This is a genomic window from Sphaerochaeta globosa str. Buddy, from assembly GCF_000190435.1.
Lineage (GTDB): Bacteria > Spirochaetota > Spirochaetia > Sphaerochaetales > Sphaerochaetaceae > Sphaerochaeta > Sphaerochaeta globosa.
In genome coordinates, this window is the sequence record NC_015152.1 from 2,140,244 (window position 1) to 2,162,371 (window position 22,128).

General features: G+C 50.4%; 24 protein-coding genes. 11 read left to right on the forward strand and 13 right to left on the reverse strand.

Translation table 11 applies throughout. The features are described 5' to 3' along the window. Positions 1 to 17: 17 nt before the first annotated feature. The 7 genes from SPIBUDDY_RS09995 to SPIBUDDY_RS10025 all read left to right on the forward strand — a co-directional run bounded on the left by SPIBUDDY_RS09995 (position 18) and on the right by SPIBUDDY_RS10025 (position 8,314). Positions 18 to 968 carry an ABC transporter permease gene (locus SPIBUDDY_RS09995; RefSeq protein WP_013607637.1) on the forward strand — a complete coding sequence of 317 codons (951 nt, stop codon included), beginning with the start codon at positions 18 to 20 and terminating at the stop codon, positions 966 to 968. Next, positions 961 to 1,752, forward strand: coding sequence for an ABC transporter ATP-binding protein (locus tag SPIBUDDY_RS10000; RefSeq protein WP_013607638.1), 792 nt, complete (start codon positions 961 to 963; stop codon positions 1,750 to 1,752). The genes SPIBUDDY_RS09995 and SPIBUDDY_RS10000 overlap by 8 nt, the downstream gene beginning before the upstream one ends. Before the next feature lie 50 nt (positions 1,753 to 1,802). Further along, positions 1,803 to 3,167, forward strand: a complete 1,365-nt coding sequence (locus SPIBUDDY_RS10005; protein ID WP_245523767.1) for an MATE family efflux transporter — start codon at positions 1,803 to 1,805, stop codon at positions 3,165 to 3,167. A gap of 202 nt (positions 3,168 to 3,369) precedes the next feature. Next, the gene (gene chvE / locus SPIBUDDY_RS10010; RefSeq protein WP_013607640.1) at positions 3,370 to 4,449 is read left to right on the forward strand and encodes a multiple monosaccharide ABC transporter substrate-binding protein; all 1,080 of its coding nucleotides are present in this window, start codon (positions 3,370 to 3,372) and stop codon (positions 4,447 to 4,449) included. A 56-nt stretch (positions 4,450 to 4,505) separates the two neighbouring features. Beyond that, a complete protein-coding gene (locus SPIBUDDY_RS10015; protein WP_013607641.1) occupies positions 4,506 to 6,050 on the forward strand; it encodes a sugar ABC transporter ATP-binding protein in 1,545 nt (514 codons plus the stop codon). Next, entirely contained in the window at positions 6,047 to 7,228 is a 1,182-nt protein-coding gene (gene mmsB / locus SPIBUDDY_RS10020; RefSeq protein WP_013607642.1) for a multiple monosaccharide ABC transporter permease, read from the forward strand. The genes SPIBUDDY_RS10015 and mmsB overlap by 4 nt, the downstream gene beginning before the upstream one ends. A gap of 54 nt (positions 7,229 to 7,282) precedes the next feature. After that, positions 7,283 to 8,314, forward strand: coding sequence for a LacI family DNA-binding transcriptional regulator (locus SPIBUDDY_RS10025; protein WP_013607643.1), 1,032 nt, complete (start codon positions 7,283 to 7,285; stop codon positions 8,312 to 8,314). 2 nt (positions 8,315 to 8,316) lie between these two features. Here SPIBUDDY_RS10025 and rsfS read toward each other — a convergent pair whose 3' ends face one another. From rsfS to rplU, 7 genes are read right to left on the reverse strand one after another with little or no spacing between them, the layout of a single operon-like run. Further along, positions 8,317 to 8,655: a ribosome silencing factor gene (gene rsfS, locus SPIBUDDY_RS10030; RefSeq protein ID WP_013607644.1), complete on the reverse strand. Its 339-nt coding sequence runs from the start codon at positions 8,653 to 8,655 to the stop codon at positions 8,317 to 8,319. Positions 8,656 to 8,661: 6 nt separating this feature from the next. Further along, positions 8,662 to 9,243, reverse strand: a complete 582-nt coding sequence (locus tag SPIBUDDY_RS10035; RefSeq protein ID WP_013607645.1) for a hypothetical protein — start codon at positions 9,241 to 9,243, stop codon at positions 8,662 to 8,664. Beyond that, positions 9,240 to 9,824: a bis(5'-nucleosyl)-tetraphosphatase (symmetrical) YqeK gene (yqeK, locus tag SPIBUDDY_RS10040; RefSeq protein WP_013607646.1), complete on the reverse strand. Its 585-nt coding sequence runs from the start codon at positions 9,822 to 9,824 to the stop codon at positions 9,240 to 9,242. Before yqeK ends, SPIBUDDY_RS10035 begins: the two co-directional genes overlap by 4 nt. Beyond that, positions 9,793 to 10,428, reverse strand: a complete 636-nt coding sequence (nadD, locus tag SPIBUDDY_RS10045) for a nicotinate (nicotinamide) nucleotide adenylyltransferase (RefSeq protein WP_013607647.1) — start codon at positions 10,426 to 10,428, stop codon at positions 9,793 to 9,795. Before nadD ends, yqeK begins: the two co-directional genes overlap by 32 nt. A gap of 10 nt (positions 10,429 to 10,438) precedes the next feature. Beyond that, entirely contained in the window at positions 10,439 to 11,521 is a 1,083-nt protein-coding gene (gene obgE / locus SPIBUDDY_RS10050) for a GTPase ObgE (protein ID WP_013607648.1), read from the reverse strand. 31 nt (positions 11,522 to 11,552) lie between these two features. Next, on the reverse strand, positions 11,553 to 11,804 hold the full coding sequence (gene rpmA, locus SPIBUDDY_RS10055) for a 50S ribosomal protein L27 (protein WP_013607649.1): 252 nt from the start codon (positions 11,802 to 11,804) through the stop codon (positions 11,553 to 11,555). 12 nt (positions 11,805 to 11,816) lie between these two features. Next, positions 11,817 to 12,131, reverse strand: a complete 315-nt coding sequence (gene rplU, locus SPIBUDDY_RS10060) for a 50S ribosomal protein L21 (RefSeq protein WP_041380720.1) — start codon at positions 12,129 to 12,131, stop codon at positions 11,817 to 11,819. 144 nt (positions 12,132 to 12,275) lie between these two features. Between rplU and SPIBUDDY_RS10065 the strand changes: the two genes are divergently transcribed. Further along, positions 12,276 to 12,851: a TetR/AcrR family transcriptional regulator gene (locus SPIBUDDY_RS10065; RefSeq protein WP_013607651.1), complete on the forward strand. Its 576-nt coding sequence runs from the start codon at positions 12,276 to 12,278 to the stop codon at positions 12,849 to 12,851. A gap of 1 nt (position 12,852) precedes the next feature. On the opposite strand, the gene argS is transcribed toward SPIBUDDY_RS10065, so the two are convergent. Next, a complete protein-coding gene (gene argS, locus SPIBUDDY_RS10070) occupies positions 12,853 to 14,616 on the reverse strand; it encodes an arginine--tRNA ligase (RefSeq protein WP_013607652.1) in 1,764 nt (587 codons plus the stop codon). Between the two features lie 47 nt (positions 14,617 to 14,663). Continuing rightward, positions 14,664 to 15,638, reverse strand: coding sequence for a biotin--[acetyl-CoA-carboxylase] ligase (locus SPIBUDDY_RS10075; RefSeq protein ID WP_013607653.1), 975 nt, complete (start codon positions 15,636 to 15,638; stop codon positions 14,664 to 14,666). An 82-nt stretch (positions 15,639 to 15,720) separates the two neighbouring features. Here SPIBUDDY_RS10075 and SPIBUDDY_RS10080 point away from each other — a divergent pair, with 82 nt between their 5' ends. Together SPIBUDDY_RS10080 and epsC are read left to right on the forward strand one after the other, a co-directional pair. After that, positions 15,721 to 16,263, forward strand: a complete 543-nt coding sequence (locus SPIBUDDY_RS10080; protein ID WP_013607654.1) for a biotin transporter BioY — start codon at positions 15,721 to 15,723, stop codon at positions 16,261 to 16,263. Positions 16,264 to 16,303: 40 nt separating this feature from the next. Continuing rightward, positions 16,304 to 17,224, forward strand: a complete 921-nt coding sequence (gene epsC, locus SPIBUDDY_RS10085; protein ID WP_155816096.1) for a serine O-acetyltransferase EpsC — start codon at positions 16,304 to 16,306, stop codon at positions 17,222 to 17,224. Here epsC and SPIBUDDY_RS10090 read toward each other — a convergent pair. The 4 genes from SPIBUDDY_RS10090 to SPIBUDDY_RS10105 are packed head-to-tail and all read right to left on the reverse strand — an operon-like array spanning position 17,221 to position 21,000. Next, entirely contained in the window at positions 17,221 to 17,778 is a 558-nt protein-coding gene (locus tag SPIBUDDY_RS10090) for a GNAT family N-acetyltransferase (protein WP_013607656.1), read from the reverse strand. The genes epsC and SPIBUDDY_RS10090 overlap by 4 nt on opposite strands. Then, on the reverse strand, positions 17,762 to 19,075 hold the full coding sequence (gene mtaB / locus SPIBUDDY_RS10095) for a tRNA (N(6)-L-threonylcarbamoyladenosine(37)-C(2))-methylthiotransferase MtaB (RefSeq protein ID WP_013607657.1): 1,314 nt from the start codon (positions 19,073 to 19,075) through the stop codon (positions 17,762 to 17,764). The genes SPIBUDDY_RS10090 and mtaB overlap by 17 nt, the downstream gene beginning before the upstream one ends. Beyond that, entirely contained in the window at positions 19,072 to 19,821 is a 750-nt protein-coding gene (locus SPIBUDDY_RS10100) for a prephenate dehydrogenase/arogenate dehydrogenase family protein (protein ID WP_245523768.1), read from the reverse strand. The genes mtaB and SPIBUDDY_RS10100 overlap by 4 nt, the downstream gene beginning before the upstream one ends. Positions 19,822 to 19,851: 30 nt before the next feature. Then, the gene (locus tag SPIBUDDY_RS10105) at positions 19,852 to 21,000 is read right to left on the reverse strand and encodes an MFS transporter (RefSeq protein WP_013607659.1); all 1,149 of its coding nucleotides are present in this window, start codon (positions 20,998 to 21,000) and stop codon (positions 19,852 to 19,854) included. 118 nt (positions 21,001 to 21,118) lie between these two features. On the opposite strand from SPIBUDDY_RS10105, the gene pta reads away from it, so the two are divergent. Next, a complete protein-coding gene (gene pta, locus SPIBUDDY_RS10110; protein WP_013607660.1) occupies positions 21,119 to 22,120 on the forward strand; it encodes a phosphate acetyltransferase in 1,002 nt (333 codons plus the stop codon). The last annotated feature ends 8 nt before the right edge of the window (positions 22,121 to 22,128 follow it).

The following is a 22,128-nucleotide window of genomic DNA, read 5'->3' on the forward strand; positions in this document are numbered from 1 at the left end:
TGTGTAAGGGGTTTTACATGATTGAAGGTATTTTCGTGGATGGCTTGGTCTTTTCGATCATGGTCATTGGTATTCTCATTTCCTATCGGATTCTCGATTTTGCCGATTTGACCTGTGATGGTGCAGTAGCAACAGGGGCAGCTGTAGCCACCATGAGCATTGTAGCCGGTTTCCCGATATTTGTAGCACTGCTGCTTGCGTTTCTCTCCGGTGTCATCGCCGGCATGGTAACTGCGGCAATCCACAACAAGCTGAAAATTCCCGGCTTGCTCGCCGGTATTCTGACCATGACCATGCTCTACTCCATCAACCTGAGGGTGCTGGGCAACAAGGCTAACGTGCCGCTGCTCAGAGTTGAAACCTTGTACTCCAAACTCCCGAAAATCTTCAGCTTCATTCCCGGTGAATGGGCTGCATTACTGGGGACCTTGCTGGTGGTACTGTTCGTCAAGGTGCTGGTCGATATCTTTTTTCGTACTGACCTTGGTGTCTCGATGGGTGCAATGGGAGGCAATGAACAGATGGTTATCAGCCAAGGAATCAATCCCGATGTCCTTAAGCTGATGGGTATCGGCCTTTCCAACGGGCTCATAGCCCTTTCCGGAGGCCTTCTTGCACAGTATCAGGGCTTTGCCGATGCAAACCTCGGTCAGGGTATGGTTGTCCAGGGCCTGGCGGCCATCATGATTGGAGAGTTCCTTTTCTCATCCAACCGTATTTCACTGCTTACCCTTCGCGCCGTGTTGGGTGCGATCATCTATAAAGCGCTCATGTTCTTCGGACGTAAATACGGTTACTTGGTGAATATCACTCCGAACGACTTCAAGTTGCTCACTGGTATCCTCGTCATCGCCAGCCTTTTCATCGCACAGACACGGAGTGCGGCTTCCTCGGCAGGAGCAAAGAAAAAGGCCATTGCAAGGTCGCTGGCAAGACACGATTCGAAGGAGGATTCAACCAATGCTTGATTTGAGCAACATCACCAAAGTATTCTACCCCGGTACGGTCAATGAAAAGATGGCCTTGGATAATGTTAATTTGCATGTAAACAAGGGCGATGTCATCTGCATTGTCGGTTCCAACGGTTCAGGAAAGTCTACGCTTTTCAACCTTATCAGTGGGACCTATCCGGTTACCAACGGTAAAATTATTTTTGACGGGACTGATATCACGGCAAGTCCTGAATACAAACGGGCCATGACCATCGGGCGCATTTTCCAGGACCCGACCAAGGGAACTGCTGCCAATATGTCCATCGAGGACAATATGATTACCGCAGAATCCAAAGGGATGAAGGGTCTGAGAATCAGCCTGAACAATGAGAAACGGGAGCATTTCCGTTCGCTTTTACAGTTTATTGGACTACAGGACAGGCTCAAGGACAACGTCGGACTTCTCAGCGGCGGACAAAGACAAGCACTCACCTTGCTGATGACTGTCATGAGCAGGCCTAAGATGCTGCTGCTCGATGAACACACTGCAGCCTTGGATCCACGCAATGCCCAGATTGTCATGGACCTTACCGAACATTTCATTGCAGAGTACAAGCTCACGGCGTTGATGGTTACCCACAACATGCAGTTCGCAATCAATTTCGGCAACCGCTTGATCATGATGGATGAAGGAACAATCATTCTTGATGTCAGCGGCGAGGAAAAGTCCAAGCTTACCGTTGAAGAATTGGTCAGGCTTTTCAAGAACTTGAGAAATAAAACCTATGCCAATGACGAAGCTTTGCTTACCAAGGAATAGAATTCCAAAAGGTGCTTGCTTGGTTTGGTGATTCAGCCTAAGATAGGTTCGTGAGAGCTAATAAACCAATCCAAGCGGCGTCCGATCGTATGTTCACCCGCCGCTTTTTGTATACCCTGATCGTTCCTTTGGTGATTGAGCAATTTCTTGCTGTCACCATCGGTATGGCTGATACTGTCATGGTTGCTTCATCAGGGGAAGCGGCGGTCAGTGCAATCAGTTTGGTCGATGCCATAACCATCCTGGTGGTCACCATGTTTGCAGCCTTTGCCACCGGCGGGGCCGTTGTTGCCAGCCAATATCTGGGCAGAAAGGACTATGCATCGGCCAATAGTGCCGCAAAACAACTGTTGGTAGTTTCGGTGGTGGTCTCTACGATTATGATGCTGCTGTGCATCCCGTTTCGCCGTCAGATTATCAGCTTCACGTTCGGTTCTATTGAAAAACAGGTACTGGATAACGGGGCCACTTACTTTTTATATATTCTTGCTTCCCTACCCTTCTTGGCTACCTACAATGCCTGTGCCGCCCTATTTCGGTCGATGGGCCACAGTAAAGTCAACCTTTGGGTAAGCGTAATCATGAACCTGATCAATGTTGTCGGAAACGCCTACTTCATTTTCGTTCTCCATCTCGGTGTGACCGGAGCCGGCCTGGCAACACTTCTGAGCAGAATCATTGGTTCTGCCATTATTCTTGTGCTCATTGCAAACCCGATGAACGTAATCTCCATCCGAAATTATCGCAGACTCGAGTGGCGATGGGAGATGATCAAGCGAATTCTTCGCATCGGAATTCCCAACGGGATCGAGGGGAGTGTTTTTCAGGTAGGAAAGCTGTTGGTGCAAGGTTTCATCGCAGTCTTCGGGACTGCTTCAATTGCCGCTAACGCCATTTCCGGTTCCGTAACGTCATTTATCAATATACCCGGCGGGGCCATCGGCCTTGCCTCCATAACCGTAATCGGGCAGGCTATCGGTGCAAAAAGGCCTGACCAGGCTGTATACTATGGCAAACGCCTTTTACTGATTACCTATATCAGTATGGCAGCGCTTGCCATCCCTGGTTACTTTCTTACTCCCAGTATTGTGCATATTTTTAATCTTTCGGCTGAAGCAACCGAGTATGCCCGTACCATCATCCGTACTGCGATGATTTTCAGTGCATTGCTTTGGCCGACTGCTTTTGCACTTCCAAACTTTCTCAGGGCCGCAGGTGATGCAAAGTTCACCATGTTGGTTTCCATGTTCAGCATGTGGGCTTTCCGGGTGGCGATGAGCTACTTCTTGGCCATCACCCTTAACTGGGGAATCTATGGGGTTTGGATCGGAATGTATTTCGACTGGTTCAGCCGCAGTGTTTTCTTTCTTGTCCGGTTTGTCCGCGGGAAATGGAAAACCAAGCGCGTCATTTAGGCAAAAGTGTTCAACGTTTGCAAAAATTGCAATTCATCTCTTTACAAATTTGAAAAGTGAGATATCATAATACTTGTAATGTGCTCGGGCACTACGCAGAACCTTGAGTATTTCCACCACAAGTTTTGAGCATCCGTCCTACGTATACCCCTTTAGCCTCATGGTCAATCACTGGAGTAATCCAGAAAAAAAGGAGTCGTATATGAAAAAGAGTTTGTGTGTCCTCTTGATGGTGTTGCTCACAGTAGCAACTCTCTTCGGAGCAGGTACAAAAGAAGATGCTTCTGTTGTCAAGATTGGTGTTTCAATGCCCACCCAGAGCCTCCAGCGCTGGAATCAGGATGGAGCAAACATGAAGAGCCAGCTCGAAGCAGCAGGATACAAAGTTGACTTGCAGTATGCAGGCGACAATGACATCCCGACTCAGGTTGCCCAACTTGAAAACATGATCACCACCGGCTGTAAAGCTCTGGTCATTGCTTCCATTGATGGATCCGCCCTGAGCGAAGTTCTGAAGCAGGCAAAAGCAAAGGACATCGCTGTCATAGCGTATGACCGCCTAATCATGAACACTGACGCCGTCACCTACTATGCAACCTTCGACAACTTCAAGGTCGGAACCATCCAGGGTACCTATATCCGCGATGCTCTGAAACTTGACAGCACCCCCGGTCCCTACTACATCGAACTGTTCACCGGTTCTCCTGACGACAACAACATCAATTTCTTCTTTGGTGGTGCCATGTCGATTCTTGAGCCGTACATCAAGAGCGGTAAGTTGGTAGTTCGCTCCGGCCAGACCAGCAAGGCCCAAGTTGCAACACTCAACTGGTCCACTGAAGAAGCCCAGAAGAGAATGGAAAACCTGATCACCGCCAACGGCTACGGCCCGAAGGGCAATCGCCTTGACGCAGTCTATTCTTCCAATGACTCCATTGCAAACGGTCTGACCAACGCTCTCGTTGCTGCCGGCTATACCAAGGCCAACTTCCCGATCATCACTGGTCAGGACTGCGACAAACCCGCTGTAAAGAACATGCTGCAAGGTCTGCAGAGCATGTCCATTTTCAAGGATACCCGCACATTGGCAAGCAAGGTCGTCGAAATGGTCAACTCCATCGTCAAGGGCGAGAAAGTTGATGTCAATGACACCAAGACCTACAACAATGGCGTCAAAGTTGTTCCTTCCTATCTTTGTGAGCCCGTCTTCGCAACTGTTGACAATTACAAGGCTCTGCTGATCGACAGCGGCTACTACACTGAAGCTGACCTGAAGATCTGATTCTCCTTTGATCCTTTGCGGGCAACCTAGGTTGCCCGCATCTTTGGAGGTCCGTTTTGGATACCCTATTACTGGAAATGCAACACATCACCAAGACCTTTCCCGGGGTCAGGGCACTGCATGATGTGAACCTTCAAGTCCGTCCGGGAGAAATACACGCCATAGTTGGGGAGAATGGGGCAGGCAAGTCCACACTGATGAACATCCTCAGTGGAGTCTATCCTGCTTCAACCTTTGATGGTGAAATTTTGGTGCATGGAAAGCCATGCCAGTTCCACACCATAAAGGAAAGCGAGGAGCAGGGAATCGTCATCATCCATCAGGAGTTGGCACTCGTTCCCTATCTTACCATTGCTGAAAATATGTTCTTGGGTAATGAGCAGGGCAGAATATTTTCCATCGACTGGGACAAGACATACAGCCGATCCGATGAACTGCTCGCCTTGGTTGGTCTAGAGGAATCCAGCAAGACCATCATCAAGGATATCGGCGTAGGCAAGCAACAGCTTGTTGAGATTGCCAAGGCTTTGGCAAAGAACGTCAAGGTCTTGATTTTGGACGAGCCGACTGCATCCCTTAATGATACGGAAGCCAAGAAGCTGCTTGATCTGCTATTGCAGTTCAAAGAGAGGGGAATGACCAGCATTCTCATTTCCCATAAGCTCAACGAGGTTTCCTATATCGCCGATCGTATTACCGTCATCCGTGATGGTGAAGTAATTACGACCATGGATAAGACTGAAGAGGCTTTCGATGAGAATAAAATCATCAAAGCCATGGTTGGCAGGAATATCAGTGACCGATTCCCCAAACGCAATGCTAAAATCGGTCAAGTGAGCCTTGAAGTTGAACATTGGACCGCTTATCACCCCCTGTATGAGGGTAAGAAGGTCTGTGAGGATATCAATCTCAAACTGCATAAGGGTGAGGTTGTCGGCATCAGCGGACTTATGGGGGCCGGGCGAACAGAATTTGCCATGAGCTTGTTCGGTAAGAGCTACGGACGCAACATCAGCGGAACGCTGAGGATCAACGGCAAGGAAGTCCAGCTTAATTCCGTCAAGAGTGCCATTCAGAATAAACTCGCCTATGTCACTGAAGACCGCAAGGGCAACGGACTGATTCTCTCCAAGTCCATCATGCAGAACACCACCCTTGCCAAATTGGACGCCATCAGCAAATATCAGGTCATTGACCCTGATTTGGAACTGAAGGTATCAAAAGAGATGAATGAGAAGCTGCATACCAAATGCTCGTCTGTCCTGGAGGACGTGAACAACCTTTCAGGAGGAAACCAGCAAAAGGTACTGTTGAGCAAATGGATTTTTGCAGAGCCGGATATTCTCTTGCTCGATGAACCGACGAGGGGAATCGATGTCGGGGCGAAATACGAAATTTACTGCATCATCAATCAGCTTGCCGAAGAAGGGAAATCCATCCTCTTCATCTCCAGCGAGATGCCTGAAATCCTGGGTATCTGCGACCGCATCTACGTCCTCAGTGAAGGCAAGATAGTCGGGGAGATGTTGGGATCTGAGGCAAGCCAAGAAAAAATCATGAAATGCATTGTACAGAATCAGAAAGGAGACCAACTGCCATGAGACACAGCCTAGGCATCAAAGATACCGTGAAGAAGAACTCCATGCTCATCGTTCTTCTGGCAACAATGCTTCTTTTCCAGGTGCTCATCAGCAGCAGTGGAAGGGGCTCTCTCTTTGCTCCCTCCAATATTTCCAACCTTATCAGCCAAAACTCATATGTTGTCATTTTGGCAAGCGGCATGTTGCTGTGCATCCTCACCGGTGGAAACATCGACCTTTCTGTTGGTTCGGTCGTTGCCCTGGTCGGTGCTCTGGCAGGAACTCTGGTAGTAAACCTGCATTGGAACATCTATGTTTCGATTATAATCTGTCTTTTAACCGGTCTTGCAATCGGTGCATGGCAGGGTTTCTGGATTGCCTATGTCCGCATCCCTCCGTTCATCACAACCCTCGCGGGCATGTTGTTGTGGCGTGGTGTCGCCCTCCTGATTCTCAATGGATTGACAATCTCCCCCTTCCCTGCTGAGTATACGAAGTATTTCAACAGTTTCCTTCCCAACACAGAGGACGCCGCAACCGTGCTTTCCGTTACGGTCATTGTGGGTGTCGTCATTTGTCTGATCTACGGATTCTGGGCTCTTTTTGATCGCTATACCAAGAAGAAGAAGGGCTATACAACTGAACCCTTGGCGGTAACCTTAGCCAAGGTAATCCTGCTCTCCGTTGCCGTCTTGGTCATTTTCTTTCTGCTCGGAAGACATAAGGGTGTTCCCGTAGTATTGATCCTGCTTGCCGTCATCGTATTAGGCTACAGTTACTTCACCTCCCGTACCGTTCCAGGCAGACATTTGTATGCCATGGGAGGCAACGAGAAGGCCGCAAAGCTTTCAGGGGTGGATACAAACCGAGTTCTTTTCTTTGCGTATGCTAACATGGGTTTCCTCTCTGCAGTAGCAGCCTTGGTCGGTGTCGCCCGCTTCAACTCAGCCGCCCCAACGGCGGGAACCAACTATGAGATGGACGCCATCGGTTCCTGCTTCATCGGAGGAGCAAGTGCCTACGGCGGAACCGGAACCATCGGGGGAGCAATCATTGGTGCAATTTTCATGGGTGTCTTGAACAATGGTATGTCCATTCTCGGAATTGATGCCAACTGGCAAAAAGCTGTAAAAGGTATTGTAGTGCTTGCAGCGGTAGTCTTTGATGTGCTCAGCAAAAAGCGGGTAAAATCTAGTTAGACACTGTTGCCACGTTGTATAAAGTAGCGTATTCTCAGCTAAAAAAGGACAACCATGGCTGTTACGATTAGGGATATTGCAAAACGAGCAGGAGTATCGAGAGGAACTGTCGACCGAGTACTCCATAACCGGAAAGGGGTCAATGAGGAGGTTGCCTGTCGGGTCAGAGCTATAGCCAAGGAATTGGGGTTTATTCCCAATCTTGCAGGTAAAGCCTTAGCCAACCGCAAGCAACCGCTGAGAATCGGCTGCCTCCTTCCAAGTATCGGCAACCCTTTTTTTACCGAAGTCATTGCTGGCTTCAGACAAGCTGAACGTGAACTTTCTGATTTCGGTGTATCCGTAGACATTATGGAGGTTAAGTCCTTCGACCGAGCCGTCCATCTCGATGCAATAGAAACGTTGCAAAGCAAACACTACGATGGCCTTTGCATCACTACCATCAATGTGGAACCGGTTATAGCAGCAATCGATAGAATCACCGAAACCGGTACCACGGTGGTTACCGTCAATACTGACATCAGCGATACACACCGCCTTTGCTATGTTGGACCGGATTACTATTTGGGGGGAACCACCGCCAGCGGGTTGCTCAGCTTGGTCTGCAAGCAGCAGGAGCAAAAGATACTCATCGTCACCGGGTCATTCAACATCAAGGGCCACCAGGAGCGTATCAGAGGCTTTCTGGAAGGCCTTACCACCCGTCAGATGCCGCACAGCATCGTCGATGTGATAGAAAGTTTGGATGACAACGATAAGGCATACGAGCGAACACTCTCCTGCCTCAAGGAAAAACCGGAAATTAATTGTCTCTATTTAACTGCAGCAGGCGTGCAAGGTGCCTGCCAAGCAGTTCAGGAATTGGGGAAAACGGGAAATATCCGCATCCTCAGCTTTGATGATATTCCCACCACCAAAGCGTTGATACAGAAAGGTGTCATCACCTTTACCATATGTCAGGAACCTCAACGACAGGGCTATGATGCGATTCAGAAGTTGTTTTTTCACCTCATGAATCAGCAGGAGCCCGTCGTCGATACTATAACAAGAACCATCATCAAGATCAGGGAAAATCTTGACGATTGAGCTTACATTTCCCGTTTCTGCCAGAGTTTCTCCAGCGAATAAAAATCCCTCAACTCAGAACTCATCAGGTGGATGACGATATCGTTGCAATCGATAAGCTCCCAACCATCACCGACGGGGTTCTTATGGCGGTTGGCGACTTCCAAGCCCAGCTCATTCAACTCACTCCAAATCTCGTGGGCGACACCTTTGAGGTGACCTATGCTGGAAACTGTAGCTATGATGAAACAATCAGCCCAGGAACACTCCGCTGATACATCCAGGATGCTTACATCCTGACACTTATGGTCTTCTAGAAATTGGCCGATTGCCTGGGCATTGGCCAGAACCAAGTCATTCATTCTTCCTTACTCCTTACGCTGGTAGCGCCTCAACTCTTCAATATAACGCTTGAGATGAACTCTCATTCGCTCCCAGTCGGTATTCTGCGATACTGCAAGACTCTTTCGCATATCAAAGACAGTTGCTTGCTTCACTGTCTGTAGTTCTCCAAACGGGTCAGCATGACCGGTAATGGAAGCAAGTGTATCGGCCAAGAGGGTTTTCCTCAAGTGGGGTGCACCCTCCGTCAGGGCCTCGAGCCTCAGCTGGGCATCGACTTGGCTTCGCTCTACTGTCTTTACAGTCACGGCCAACGTGGTGGCCAATTCCCCAAAAGAAGCTAGAGCGGCTTGGCTGGTACGTATCACCTTTCTCGCCGGTAGGCCGCAAAGATGCTGGATAGCCAGGGAAGCTTCAAGCTTTGAATATGCTGCAAACCCATCCACAACCTGCTGATCAAGCAACAATACTGCCAGATAGTCCGCCTCAACCCAGGCAACACAGGCAAGTTCCCCATCACTGAGTATGTAGGTGGCTTCTACCGATTCAGAGTGGCAACCGATGAACACCATACAAACCAGGACAACGGAGAACAACAAAGACTTCAAAACGTTCCTCCGCTGCAAAGAAACTGATACAGCTCTTCACCTGAAAAGCTAATTTGCTTCCCCTTGGCAACAAGATAGGCCCGTTCCTGTTTCAGGACAGCCAGGCAGAGGTCCTCCGGCTTAGGAAGGGCCAATAACAGTTCCCTATCCTGGTCACACAGATGCATCCGATTTGGTTCAAGGTAGTCGGCAATATAGAGCAGAAGCCCCATTTTTCCCATATGTATACTGCCAACGGTGTGATACCGCACTGCAGTACACACTTGCTCTGAGAATCCTCTGGCGCTAAGCAGGGAAGCTCCCACCGGAGCATGGAGCAACACCGGGTATTCACGTTCTTCGCTGCTAAGTTTCAGATGATGAGCCAAAGCATAGTCGACCAGCTGCTCCCTACTCCACTCCCGCACCATGTCATGCATCAAGGCACAACTACACAACTCAGTAGTATCAAGGTGTAGTTCATAACGGTCATTCAGAAGCAGGCAGGTCTGTGCCACCGCTTTACTATGACGATAGCGTTTCTCGCTCAAGCTTTCTTTCAGCTCTTGCTCAAGGACGGTACAATCGATGTTCTCGTACATATCGAGCAACCTCCTTGGGCATTAGGCACGCAATATCGTCACCAAGCTCTTGGTGTACTTCCAACACGCTGCATCGATTTCTGATCTTCGTGGAACTGTCCTCCAGAAGAGGGTTTTCCAAATAGATAATATCGGCGGCGATGTCGGAGAACCGTTCAGCGCTGTCTTCCCGCCTGATGACCACGAAGGTGACCAACTCCTTGAGCTGTTCATACGCATGCCATTGATTCAGTGCGGAAAGCAAATCGTCCCCCATCACCACCGCAAGCCTACCCTTGATCGAATAGTGCAAATATATATATTTGACCGTGTCATAGGTATATGATACACCACCTCGCACCAATTCACAGTCTTCAGCTATCAGTTGGATCGGTGGGTCATCAGGATAGAGCTCCCTATAGGCCTCAAAGCTCAAACGCAGCATGCTCATACGATGCTCTGCAGAAGCCGGTTCGGCATCCTGCTTGAAGTTGTTGCGGGCAACAGGTACGAAAATGAACCTTCGATAGGGGGTGGAGGTAGCCACCGTGTGCACCAGGTGCAGATGCCCTAGATGCACGGGATCGAAACTTCCGCCTACCATTGCAGTCGGTTCTGCCGCCAAAACAAGCCTCCTACTGGCTTTCCTCTTCCGAATGATAGTATGCATCAAGGTCTACGATTGTGGAGAAACCCCCTTGGGCGCTCTCATGAAACGCTTTGCTTGCTACATTCTCATTCGTTGATACGATGCGGATGAAAGCCTGCCTCACCTCTTCAACGCCCGTCTCAAAGTAGACGCAAAGTCCGATGACTTCTTTGTCAGGGTACTTCTGCTTCAACTCCTCAAGCCTCTCTGCGGTTCCAGGTTCGTCAGTCTTTGTACCGATGATAACCTGCTGTTTCTTCAAAAGCTCGGGCTCGAAAGCCGCTAGCTCGTTGCATAGTATATCATAGGCTTCCAAATATCGGTCATCGGAAAGATCTACAAGAAAAGCGAGACCAGTAGTACGGCTGATATGCCTGAGGAACTTGATCCCCATGCCTGCACCCTCACTGGCGCCTTCGATGAGACCTGGAATATCGGCAAGCACAATGTCGTGATCGCCATAGCGCATCATACCAAGCTGAGGAATCTTGGTGGTGAAGGGATACCCTGCCACCTTGCTTCGGGCGTTGGTCAACATGTTGAGCAAACTGGACTTCCCGGCATTGGGAAAGCCTACAAAACCGATATCGGCAATAATCAGAAGCTCAACACCGATGCGCATTTCCTCACCCTTTTCACCGGGTTGGGCAAAACGGGGTGCTTGTCGGGTAGCCGTACGGAAGTGGTAGTTACCCTGCCCTCCGCGACCTCCCTTGAGGAAAACCCAGCGGTCGACATCAGTAAGGTCCTTAATGACTTCACCTGTATCGGCATTCTTGATTACCGTTCCCGGGGGAACAGGAATCTCAATGTCGACACCGTCACGACCGTAACAACGTTCTCCTGAGCCATTCTTACCATTTTCTGCACGATAGGTGCGGACAAGCTTCAGATGAGCGAGCGTTCTTAGATTCTGCCTGACGACAAATACTACATCCCCGCCACGGCCGCCGTCGCCACCATCCGGGCCCCCCTTGGGAATATACTTTTCCCGTCGGAAGGAAACACAACCGTTGCCCCCGTTTCCGGAGGCAACATCAAGATACGTTTCGTCTGAAAATCCAAACATGCGTTCGTTTTCTTCGGCTCTCGCCTATCGTTTACTCAGTTACGATGCTGATATACTTCCGGTTGTTTCTGATATGGAACAGAACAGTACCTTCAGCTTTTGCAAACAGCGTATAATCGGAACCGAGGCCTACATTCTGACCAGGATGGAACTTGGTTCCATGCTGGCGAACAAGGACTTCACCTGCTTTGACCAATTGGCCACCAAAGCGTTTCACTCCCAGACGCTGGGAATTCGAATCGCGACCATTGCGGGAACTTCCGCCACCTTTCTTATGTGCCATCTTGCGTCCTCCTTATGCAATGATCTTGTCGATCGTGATCAGGGAGTACCGCTCGCGGTGACCCTGGGTCCTTTTATAGCCCTTGCGGCGCTTTTTCTTGAACACTCTGATCTTGTCACCCTTGATGTCGCCTACCAGGGTCGCCTTGACCACTGCATCAGCTACGTACGGGGTGCCAAACTTTGCATTGCTCTCATCCACAACGGCGAGAACGGTGGCGTACTCAAGGGAGGAACCAGCTTCACAGCTGCTGATATAATCAACCTGGACGGTTTCCCCTTCGACGGCCTTGTACTGCTTTCCGAGAATCTCTACAAGTGCGTACATGTCGATATTCATCCTTAGATTTAGTTTGTGCTTGTCCCTTATACCACACATAGAAAAGAAGATTCAACAACTTTTTCATATAAATGGTTGAAAAACAAAGAAAAAGCTCTTGAAAACTTACCGACCGATAAGTTAGTATTGATTATGCACACAACCCAAACCAAACAAAATCTCATCCTTTCACTGCTCAAGCTTGGCTCTGAACAAGGCCTTGAAGCTATCTCCCTAGCCGCTCTTGCCAAGGAAAACAACATCAGTAAAGCTGCTATTTTCCATCACTTTGCAAATAGGGAGGCCATGATTGAAGAACTCTTTGCCTACTGCAACACACTCGCCTACCAGCAGATGGCAACCATCAGCCTTGCAGGAAAGAGCAGTGAGGTACTCAGGCGTGCTGTAGAGCACTGGCACGAACTGTATGCCACCGATCCGATGCGATACTTTTACCGAATCATCCAGTCGGAAGCTTTGACACACCAAGCGGCAAAAGCAATCCAAAAGACGTTGGATGAAATGCTCCAAGGCCAGAGCGGGGTCTTATTGGAGAGCTTAAGCGAATCCGGGCGTCTGGTTATTGAAGACCTGGATTTGGCCATTCTCAATTTCAGCTGTGTCGTCCAACAGTTTCTCAGACGGGTACTGTTGGACGACCAAGAGGACTTGGAGTGGGAAGAGGAGCGCTTCATCCAAAGCTTCTGTGCCCTGTATAAAGGGCTGTAAGCTACATGGATGCCAAGAAGGGAATGCCCACCAAGCCAAAAGCGTTCTTCAACACCTGCAGCACCATGGAGGCAAGCTCGATGCGGCTTCGTACCAACTCAGCGGTAGCTGCCTTGAGTATCGGATTGTCGTGGTACCATCGGGAGAAGAGCTTGGACAGGTCATACAGGTAGGTGCAGAGCAGCGAAGGATCAAGTGCTGCGCCGGCCTTCTCCACCACTTCGGGATACAGGGCGATTTGCTTGATCAGCTCCCTCTCATCACTGAGCGTAAGCAGGCTGCTGTCAAAGCTGAGTTTACGGATGTCGGCATACTCACTCTCATACTTACGCAGCATACTCGATATTCTCGCACCCATGTACTGCAGATAGGGACCGGTGTTCCCATTGAAGGAAATGGACTCGGCAGGATTGAAAATCATATCCTTGGTGGGAGTGACCTGCAACAGATAATAGTTTAGGGCACCGAGGGCGATGCTTTGGCTGGTTTTCTGGACATCATCGACCAGGGCTTCGCGTTCCTTGGCCTCAATTTCCTTACGGGCCAGAGAAGTGAGGGTATCGACCAACTCATCGGCATCGACAACCGTCCCCTCTCTGCTCTTCATTTTCCCTTCAGGCAGGTTGACCATTCCATAGCTGAGGTGGTGCAGATCCTGTGCCCACGTATAACCCAACTGTGCAAGTACATAGAACAGAACACGGAAATGGTATTGTTGTTCGCTGGCCACGACGTAGATGAGGGAGTCAAACGGCCAATCCTTATGTCGCATAATGGCGGTTCCCACATCCTGGGTCATGTAGAGGCTGGTACCATCTTTTCGCAGCAGAACCTTCTTATCCAGCTTGATGGGCTCGAGGTCAACCCAAACCGAGCCATCCTCCTCACGGTAGAAAACCCCGTTTTCCAGTCCTTTGAGGATTTCATCCTTGCCGTACTGGTACGTTTCCGATTCATAGTAATAGGCATCGAAGCTGATACCCATCTTTATATAGCTTTCACTCAAGCCGTCCAGCGTCCAACCATTCATCAGCTTCCACAAGGCAATGACTTGCTCATTACCCGCCTCCCACTGTCGGAGCATCTCCTGGGCTTGGTCCTCGGCAGTCGGATCCTCTTTCGCCCATTGGGCAAACTTCACATAGTATTTTCCGACCAAATGGTCACCCTTGATCCCGCTGTTTTGGGGAGTCTCCCCATTGCCGAACTTCTGGTAGGCAAGCATGGATTTACAGATATGGACACCACGATTGTTGATAAGGTTGACCTTGCGCACCGTAGCTCCATTTGCCTTCAGAATTGCTGCGACACTCTCGCCTAAGCTATCGTTTCGCATATGTCCCAGATGCAGGGGCTTATTGGTATTCGGGCAGCTGAACTCGATGGTCACACGTTTGGGAGCCATACTCTCATTAGTGCCGTACCGCTCTTGCTTATCTGCAATCAAAGCCGAAAGCGAAGTCGCCAAGGCAGCCATATCGATGCGTACATTCAGATACGGACCGGCAACCAGCAATTCACCCAGAGGTCGTTGATCAAGTTTTTCAATGCGATCCTTGAGCGTTGCAGCAAGCATCGGGGGGGCGGTTCTCAAAAGTTTTGCGTACGCAAAGAGGGGAAAAGCCAAATCTCCCAGCTCGGGTTTGGGTGGTGTCTGTACGGCAAGAGGAGGGAGAACCTGATCTTGTCCAAGCACTTCTTTTGCATAGAGAGCCAACTGCTCCTCAATGAGCGACTTCCAAATCTCACGTACGGCATTAAGCATCTGTTCGTTCCTTTATCTGTAGATACCGACTATACAATAAACCAAAGTCATACTTCAAGCCGGATACTGATTTCAGCCGAGCTGAGAGTATACTGTTTTCCCGCTTCATCCTGCACAACCAAATGGGCCTCATCGTCGATGCTGACGGCCAAGGCAGAGTATGAGTTCTTCCCCTGATGGACAACGACCTTGCGTCCCAAGAGCATGGAGCGCTTGCGGTACACCGATAAGAATGCGTTGTCCGGCAACTTTAGAACCAATTCCTGCAGAGTATTCACGACTGCGGCAACCAGCTCATTGGCGTCGAAGGACGGAGGAATAGAGGAAGGCCCGTCATACAATGAAGTCGCCAAGCCTTGCAGCTCAAGAGGGAATGCGGTTTTTGGGGTACACAAATTGATCCCGATCCCCACCACAACGGCACTGAGTCTGCCACTTTCCACACCCAGCACCCCCTCGGTGAGAATGCCGCATACCTTTTTGCCCTCCAGATAGAGGTCGTTGACCCATTTGATGGAACAGCTTTTGGAGCAGACCTGCTCAATGGCCTTAAGGGTAGCCACGCTGGCCGCACTGGTAATGAGAGCGGCTGCTTCAAGGGAGAACGAGAAAGGCAACATTACGCTGATGTACAGCCCACCCTTCGGGCTGAAGAATGAACGGCCAAGCCGCCCCCTGCCTCCGCTTTGGTAGGTGGCGATCACCACCGAGGGTTTGTCTTTCATCTCACTTGCAAGCACTTTTGCATAGCGGTTTGTCGAATCAAGCGAATCAAAAAGATGTACCGCATACGAGCCGAGCAGGCCTTCAAGCTTTTCCTTGGAAAGCTGGGTGGTTGCCGTCAGGAGTCGATACCCCCTACGGGAGATCCCTTGGATGACATGGCCTTGGTCGCGAAGGCTTTCGATCGCCTTCCACACGGCACTGCGGGTGATGCTCAGTTTGCCTGCAAGTTCCTCTCCTGAGAGGTAGCAATCCCTGTTCTGCTCCAAAAGATGCAATACGGTTTGTTCACTAGTCATGAGCTGATACTAGGCAAGGAAGTCTCAATTGTCAACCTGATGGGTGTTTACAATCAGAAAACCGGCATGGTACAGTCGTCCTATGCAATACAAACGGCTTCTACTTACCTCACTGTTTAGTGCCTTGATCATCATCGGTGCCTACCTTCGCTTCCCGCTCCCCCCCGTCCCCATCACCTTGCAAACACTTTTCGTATTGCTCGCGGGCATGCTCGGGGGAACGAGAATTGCAATTTCCAGCACTGCCATCTACCTTCTGCTTGGGGCCGTAGGATTACCCGTATTTTCCAGCGGAGGAGGACTTGGCAATCTAATCGGTCCCACCGGAGGCTTTCTCCTAGCATTGCTGCCGGCTGCTTTGATATCAGGCATCGCCGGTAATTTTCCCCGGAAGGTTGAGAGGCCGAAAACCTACTTCACCCTGTGCCTGGTCTTCGGATTGGCTGCTACGCTTGTCATCTATCTCATCGGTGTTCCCTTTCTTAAATACAATCGCTCTCTTTCTTGGAGCGTTGCCATCCAGGCTGGCATGCTGCCGTTCTTGATCGGTGATTTCATCAAATTATTTGCCGCCGCACAGCTTGCAAGGCTCTTTCATCCAAGAATCACCCAGCTGCTGGGCTGAGCTCTTGCATAAAGACCTACAAGACACGTATGGTATGGGCATGAAACAGTGCACAGATCAGCAATTCGATGCTTCAGAGTATGTTCCCGCTTTTTTGGGAACTTTTGATAGAGTAGCCGGAAACGCCAACTTTCACGGTCTCAAACCCCTACCCCAGATGCTCAGCATCGGGGACTTTTCCAATGAGCTGCTTGAGCTCATGTTCCCGGGTCGCTGCGGCCGGGACCAAGCGAATCTCAGCCTGAAAGAAATTCTTACGGTACAGATGAATAAAGTCTGTTCGCTGCTCAAAGGACAGCTATTTTTAGCCTATCGCTATGATGCCCCATCCTTGGAAGAGTGTGCAGCCATACAGAAGGCCGACACCACCATACGTACGCTTTGTAGCCTGCTCCCCCAGCTGCGTGTCAGCCTGAAAATGGATGCCCGTGCGGCTTTCGAAGGTGACCCGGCAGCGAAAAACCTCAGGGAAGTCATCCTTTCCTACCCCTGCATAAAAACACTGACCATCCACCGGTTTGCTCATGAGCTTTTCAAGATGGAAGTCCCCTTGCTGCCCAGAATGATGAATGAGTTCGCACACAAGGAGACGGGCATTGATATCCACCCCGGAGCCCAAATCGGCAACTCCTTCTTCATCGACCACGGCACCGGTACGGTTATCGGTGAAACATCGGTCATCGGAAACAATGTGAAACTGTACCAAGGGGTCACCCTTGGTGCCTTAAGTTTTCCCAAGGATGCCTGTGGGGCCCTCATCAGGGGAACCAAGCGTCATCCGACCATCGAGGACAATGTCACCATCTACTCGAATGCAACTATTCTAGGGGATATAACCATCGGCAAGAATGCCGTCATTGGTTCCAACGTCTGGATAAAGGAATCGGTTCCAGCTGACACCATGGTAGTCATCCAAGAACCTGAAATCACGTTCAGAGACCTGAAAATGCGCAGGAACTAGGGTCTGACCCGTTCGTTGCACAAAGCATACCGGAGGTGGTCTTCCCACCTCCCATTCAGGTACAGGTAGCTTTTGCTCACTCCTTCACAGGAGAATCCAAGACTGGTGGCAAGGTGGATGCTGGCTTCGTTTGCCCTCATGATATTCGCCTCGATGCGGTGCAGTTTCATGGTGTTGAAGGCATACTCGATTACAGACGATACAGCTTCATTACCATAACCTTGCCTTTGAAAGGCATGGTCTATGCTGTAACCGATTTTAGCCGATAGATTCACTCCCCACACAATATGATTGAGGTACACTGTACCCAACACATGCCGCTGCTCCTGCTTGGAAAAGAAGAGCAGGGGCAGCATACGCCGCTGCCCATAGAGGTAGGCCTGCCTACTGCAGACATCCTCCAAAGAAGAGAGCGTATAGTAACTGCTCTGATAGGTGACAGAGAACGGTCGAAAAGCCTCACGATTACGACTCTCATAGGCAAGCAGATGCTTTGCCAAGCCGATAGTACTCACATATGCATACAGCCGTTCAGTCTCAAAGAGTGGTTGCATCCGGGATGAACTCCATCCATGTCTGTTTGCCAATCACTTGGCCGAAGGTACCTCCGAGCAACATGCCTTCCCTGGCAAAAGCAGGAGAAGAGAGCACTCGTACATCAAGATAATTTCCACTCAAGGCGTACCAGTATCCGCCCTTGCGATTCTGCAATATCACCTCGGTTCGTTTACCTACTTGTCGCTTCCTGTATGCATCGTGCAACTGCTCGCTGATAGTTCTCAGCTCGAGAGCACGCTCATCACGAAGTGATTCCGTAACCCGGTCCTTTGCCTTGTACAGCACCGTATCAGGTCGTGGTGAAAAGGGAAACACGTGCAGGAAAGAAAACTGCTGGTCGATGACAAACTGACGGGTCGCTGCAAAATCCTCTTCACGCTCCCCGGGAAGCCCGGTAATTATGTCAGCAGCCAAAAAAGGATCATTCTTAGCCTTCCTGAGCCGGTCGAGTATGACCGAAAGCTCGGAAATCGTATAATGACGATCGACATGCTTGAGGATATGGTCGCTGCCTGACTGCACAGGAATGTGAAAATGCGGCTGCATTCGCCTATCGGTCAAGACATCAAGCAATCGGTCATCGATATGATCCGGTTCCATCGATGAGAGACGAATCCTCACTGAAGATGAGAGCTTTGCCAACAGCTTTTCCAAGAGTCCGCCCAAGCCTTCACCCTGATGATCATACATTGTCAGGTTAACCCCGGTGAGCATTATTTCCTGAAAGCCTGAAGCCTCAAGGGCGAGGGCTCTTTCAATAACCTGTTCGGTTTGCAGGCTTACCGCCTTACCGCGGGCGATATGTACACGGCAATAGGCACAACTGTTATCGCAGCCATCCTGAATTTTCAAATAGGCTCGGCTGTGATAGGAAAAGGAAGCTGCATCATAGTCGAAAACGCTGGCCTTTCCATCGCTGAAGGAAAGACAGCCGCCCTTGAGGTCCATTCCGCTGACAAGACACGCCTTCAAATGCAGGGCAAGCTTGAGCAGGTGGGCCTTTTTTTCCAAGGGTACGACGATTACATTGTCGCTGAGTTCTTTCAATTCCTGCTCATTGACCTGGGCATAACAACCTGTGGCAAGCGTAGGAGCCAGTTCTGCGAACTTGCGGATCATCCTGCGAGCTTTCTGTTCTGCCTTGCTGGTAACAGTGCAGGTGTTGACGACATACAAGTCGGCAGGAACTTGCTCTTCGACGATGGTGAAACCTTCTTTTGCGAAGCTATCGGCTATGGCCTCGCTCTCGCATTGGTTGAGTCTGCATCCCAAAGTATATACACATACGTTCAACGTCCTTCCTCCTGCTTCTTGAGGGTCTCCATCACTGTATCAAGAGCCCCCTTGAGACCCATACGCATCTGTTTGGCATACGGGTTGTACCGTTGCAGGTCATAAAACAGCTGCAACGGGTCATTGCAGGTTTGTTGCATTACCGTCAGGAGTGTACGATACCCTTTGGTGGCCAGTTCCGTATCCCCAAGCGAGAGCTCGGAGAGGGTCCGCCCGATAAAGTGGGTGATGCCTTGCGACCAAGCCGCCTCGCGGTCGTGCTGGTCGCAGGACATAGCAAGCACATTCAGCTTCCATCGCGTAAACTCTTCAATCCACCAGGTGAGCGTCTGGCTGTCGCAGCGTACCCCGCTGATGACCATGGGAAGCCCCTCTACCCCGTCCTTGCCTGAATCAGGACCGAACATGGGGTGGGTGGCAATGCATTGTACCTGTTTGGGAAGCTTTTCCTGCATCAGTTTTGCCGGGTAGATTTTTACCGAACAGGTATCCATCACTACCGTATGATCGGCAATTCGAGAGCTGGTCCGGTCGAGGACTTCACTGAAAGCGCTTATGGAAACGCAATAAAAAAGTACTGAACAAGCAAGAACCTCGTCCTCGCTTCCCAGCCTCACCCCTTGTGGAGCAATTTTTGCACTTCTTCCATACCCGATGACAGAGAACCCATGTTTGGCTAATTCCTTTGCCCAAAAGGAACCGAAACGACCCATCCCATACACTCCGACGCTTTGCTTAGCTTCCATGGCCGGCATTGTACTCAAAAATCACGCACCCTAGCAAGGAGTTGACTCTCCCTTGGATGCGAGCAAAAACAAAGCTGCAATGCCCATGCTCAGCGACAGCAACAAAAACGAGGTGGACAAGGAAGAGAAACTGATCACCACCCCTACGGCAAGGGGCATGCCGATGCGGCCAAGGGTGGAACCCATGGACCTGATATTTGCCAGTTGCAGCAAGTCTAGAGGCCAACGCGAAATCTCCAGCACTTGGCTTATCGGGTTTACTCCCCCCATGCCCAGTCCCATCAAAGCCATGCTCAGATAGGCGAAGCCAAGGGATGGAGCGAGAAAAAATCCCCCCAAACCCAACATGCTCAACAAGCAATGCACGAAAAGGATGCGCTGGGGTGCAAACCCTTTTTTGAGAAGAGGAATTGCAAATAAGCGGGAAAGCGTGCTTCCCGCATGAAGCATGATGATGGCCAACCCGACCTCTTTAGCCCCGCCCTGGTGCAGCTGGCTGATGGCAAGCAAGGGGTACACCACATTGCAGTACTCCACAGAGTTTGCAATGATGAGAAACGCCAAATACTTCACAAACGATCTGTTTCTCAAGAGGGAAAACGAGTCGGAAAGTGTTTGCCCCTTCCTTCTCTCCCATTGTTCGGTGCCTACAGGTTTGAACGCTATAAACAACAGACCCATTACCAAATAGGCAAGGGCCATCTGCACATACCCGTGATACCACGTATGCAATTTAAGGTAGGTGATGTAATACCCGCTGAAAATACTGGCGATGCTGAAAGTCAGGTGCATCAGGGGAATATTGGTTTTCATGTGAGCGCGGTCGACATTGATCAGGACCATGACATTGCTGGTTCCATAGAGATACCCGCCCAATGCGTTGAGTAAGAAAAATGTGCCAAAAAAAAGTAAATTCCGACTGAGGCCCATTCCAAGCAAGGTGACCGAACTGGCAAGTATTCCCCAGATCAACAGAGAATAGGCACTCAGTCTCTTTGCCAGCAGGGGAAGGGTTACAAAGGAAATGAAGGAGCCAACTTGACTGAGGCTCATGAGCAAACCCATTTGGGTGAGGGAAATCGAACACGCACGCTGAATTTCCTCCCCCAAACCACCGAACAGGCTACCGGAAAAGGCCAACACCATCACCATGGCGAAGAGAAGGATGCGTATACCCATGAGCGGACAATAGCATAAGCGGCCAATGAAATACAGAGCCTTGGCGTACTTTTCTAAGCCTTCTGAACGTGGTAGAATATATCAGATTGAACCAAATATCCTGTCAAGGAGCAGAACCATGACGTTTGCAGAAAAAATGAAGGCCCAGGCTACAAAGGCCCAAAAAAATCTTGTCCTCGCAGAGGGAACCGAGCTGAGAACCATTCAGGCGGCACGCAAGATTGTCGATGAGAAACTCGCCAAGGAAGTAATTCTCGTAGGAAATGCTGAGGCTGTTGCACAAGCTGCCGCCTCGGTTTCCACCTCGCTTATGGGCATCACCGTAATCGATCCCACAACCAGTGAATACCGCACGGCCTTCGCCCAGGAATACTATGAACTGCGTAAGCACAAGGGCTTGACCGAGCAGGAAGCCTTTGAGGGCATTATCGATCCTCTGCGCTGGGGAGCCATGATGGTTCGCCTTGGCAAGGCCGATGCCATGGTTGCAGGTGCTGAGAATACCACTGGCAACGTCCTGCTTGCCGCCTTCAACATCATCAAGACCAAACCCGGCATCAAGTTTGCATCCTCGTGCTTTGTAATGGCTACCGACAAGAGCCAGTACGGAGTCAACGGGTCCTTCATTTTTGCCGATTGCGCTACCATCCCCAATCCCACTGCAGAGCAGCTGGCCGAAATTGCCGAGGCTTCCGCGCTCTCCTGCAAGACCTTCCTCGGTGCCGAGCCGAAGGTGGCCATGCTCTCCTACTCGACCAAGGGGTCTGCAAAGGGAGATTTGGTTGACAAGGTGGTCACCGCCACCCGCATTTTGAAAGAGAAGCTTCCGAATCTGGCCGTTGACGGGGAGCTGCAGCTCGATGCAGCCATCGTTGGCAGCGTCGCCAAGAGCAAGGCCCCGGGCTCCGAAGTAGCCGGTAGTGCAAATACCTTGGTATTCCCGGACCTGCAGGCAGGGAACATCGGCTACAAGCTTGTTCAGAGGCTCGCAGGAGCTGAAGCGTACGGCCCGATCCTCCAAGGTTTTGCAAAACCGATCAGCGACCTCAGCCGCGGTTGCTCGGTCGAGGATATTGTCGTCACCAGCGCCATTACACTCGCCCAAGCTGCTGCCAATTAAACATCCGC

Excerpts from the sequence above, each read along its gene's own strand:
- SPIBUDDY_RS09995 (WP_013607637.1), top strand. The coding sequence starts at position 18 with ATGATTGAAGGTATTTTCGTGGATGGCTTGGTCTTTTCGATCATGGTC.
- SPIBUDDY_RS10000 (WP_013607638.1), top strand. The coding sequence starts at position 961 with ATGCTTGATTTGAGCAACATCACCAAAGTATTCTACCCCGGTACGGTC.
- chvE (WP_013607640.1), top strand. The coding sequence starts at position 3,370 with ATGAAAAAGAGTTTGTGTGTCCTCTTGATGGTGTTGCTCACAGTAGCA.
- mmsB (WP_013607642.1), top strand. The coding sequence starts at position 6,047 with ATGAGACACAGCCTAGGCATCAAAGATACCGTGAAGAAGAACTCCATG.
- SPIBUDDY_RS10025 (WP_013607643.1), top strand. The coding sequence starts at position 7,283 with ATGGCTGTTACGATTAGGGATATTGCAAAACGAGCAGGAGTATCGAGA.
- rsfS (WP_013607644.1), bottom strand. The coding sequence starts at position 8,655 with ATGAATGACTTGGTTCTGGCCAATGCCCAGGCAATCGGCCAATTTCTA.
- yqeK (WP_013607646.1), bottom strand. The coding sequence starts at position 9,824 with ATGTACGAGAACATCGATTGTACCGTCCTTGAGCAAGAGCTGAAAGAA.
- obgE (WP_013607648.1), bottom strand. The coding sequence starts at position 11,521 with ATGTTTGGATTTTCAGACGAAACGTATCTTGATGTTGCCTCCGGAAAC.
- rpmA (WP_013607649.1), bottom strand. The coding sequence starts at position 11,804 with ATGGCACATAAGAAAGGTGGCGGAAGTTCCCGCAATGGTCGCGATTCG.
- rplU (WP_041380720.1), bottom strand. The coding sequence starts at position 12,131 with ATGTACGCACTTGTAGAGATTCTCGGAAAGCAGTACAAGGCCGTCGAA.
- SPIBUDDY_RS10065 (WP_013607651.1), top strand. The coding sequence starts at position 12,276 with ATGCACACAACCCAAACCAAACAAAATCTCATCCTTTCACTGCTCAAG.
- argS (WP_013607652.1), bottom strand. The coding sequence starts at position 14,616 with ATGCTTAATGCCGTACGTGAGATTTGGAAGTCGCTCATTGAGGAGCAG.
- SPIBUDDY_RS10075 (WP_013607653.1), bottom strand. The coding sequence starts at position 15,638 with ATGACTAGTGAACAAACCGTATTGCATCTTTTGGAGCAGAACAGGGAT.
- SPIBUDDY_RS10080 (WP_013607654.1), top strand. The coding sequence starts at position 15,721 with ATGCAATACAAACGGCTTCTACTTACCTCACTGTTTAGTGCCTTGATC.
- epsC (WP_155816096.1), top strand. The coding sequence starts at position 16,304 with ATGAAACAGTGCACAGATCAGCAATTCGATGCTTCAGAGTATGTTCCC.
- SPIBUDDY_RS10090 (WP_013607656.1), bottom strand. The coding sequence starts at position 17,778 with ATGCAACCACTCTTTGAGACTGAACGGCTGTATGCATATGTGAGTACT.
- SPIBUDDY_RS10100 (WP_245523768.1), bottom strand. The coding sequence starts at position 19,821 with ATGGAAGCTAAGCAAAGCGTCGGAGTGTATGGGATGGGTCGTTTCGGT.
- SPIBUDDY_RS10105 (WP_013607659.1), bottom strand. The coding sequence starts at position 21,000 with ATGGGTATACGCATCCTTCTCTTCGCCATGGTGATGGTGTTGGCCTTT.
- pta (WP_013607660.1), top strand. The coding sequence starts at position 21,119 with ATGACGTTTGCAGAAAAAATGAAGGCCCAGGCTACAAAGGCCCAAAAA.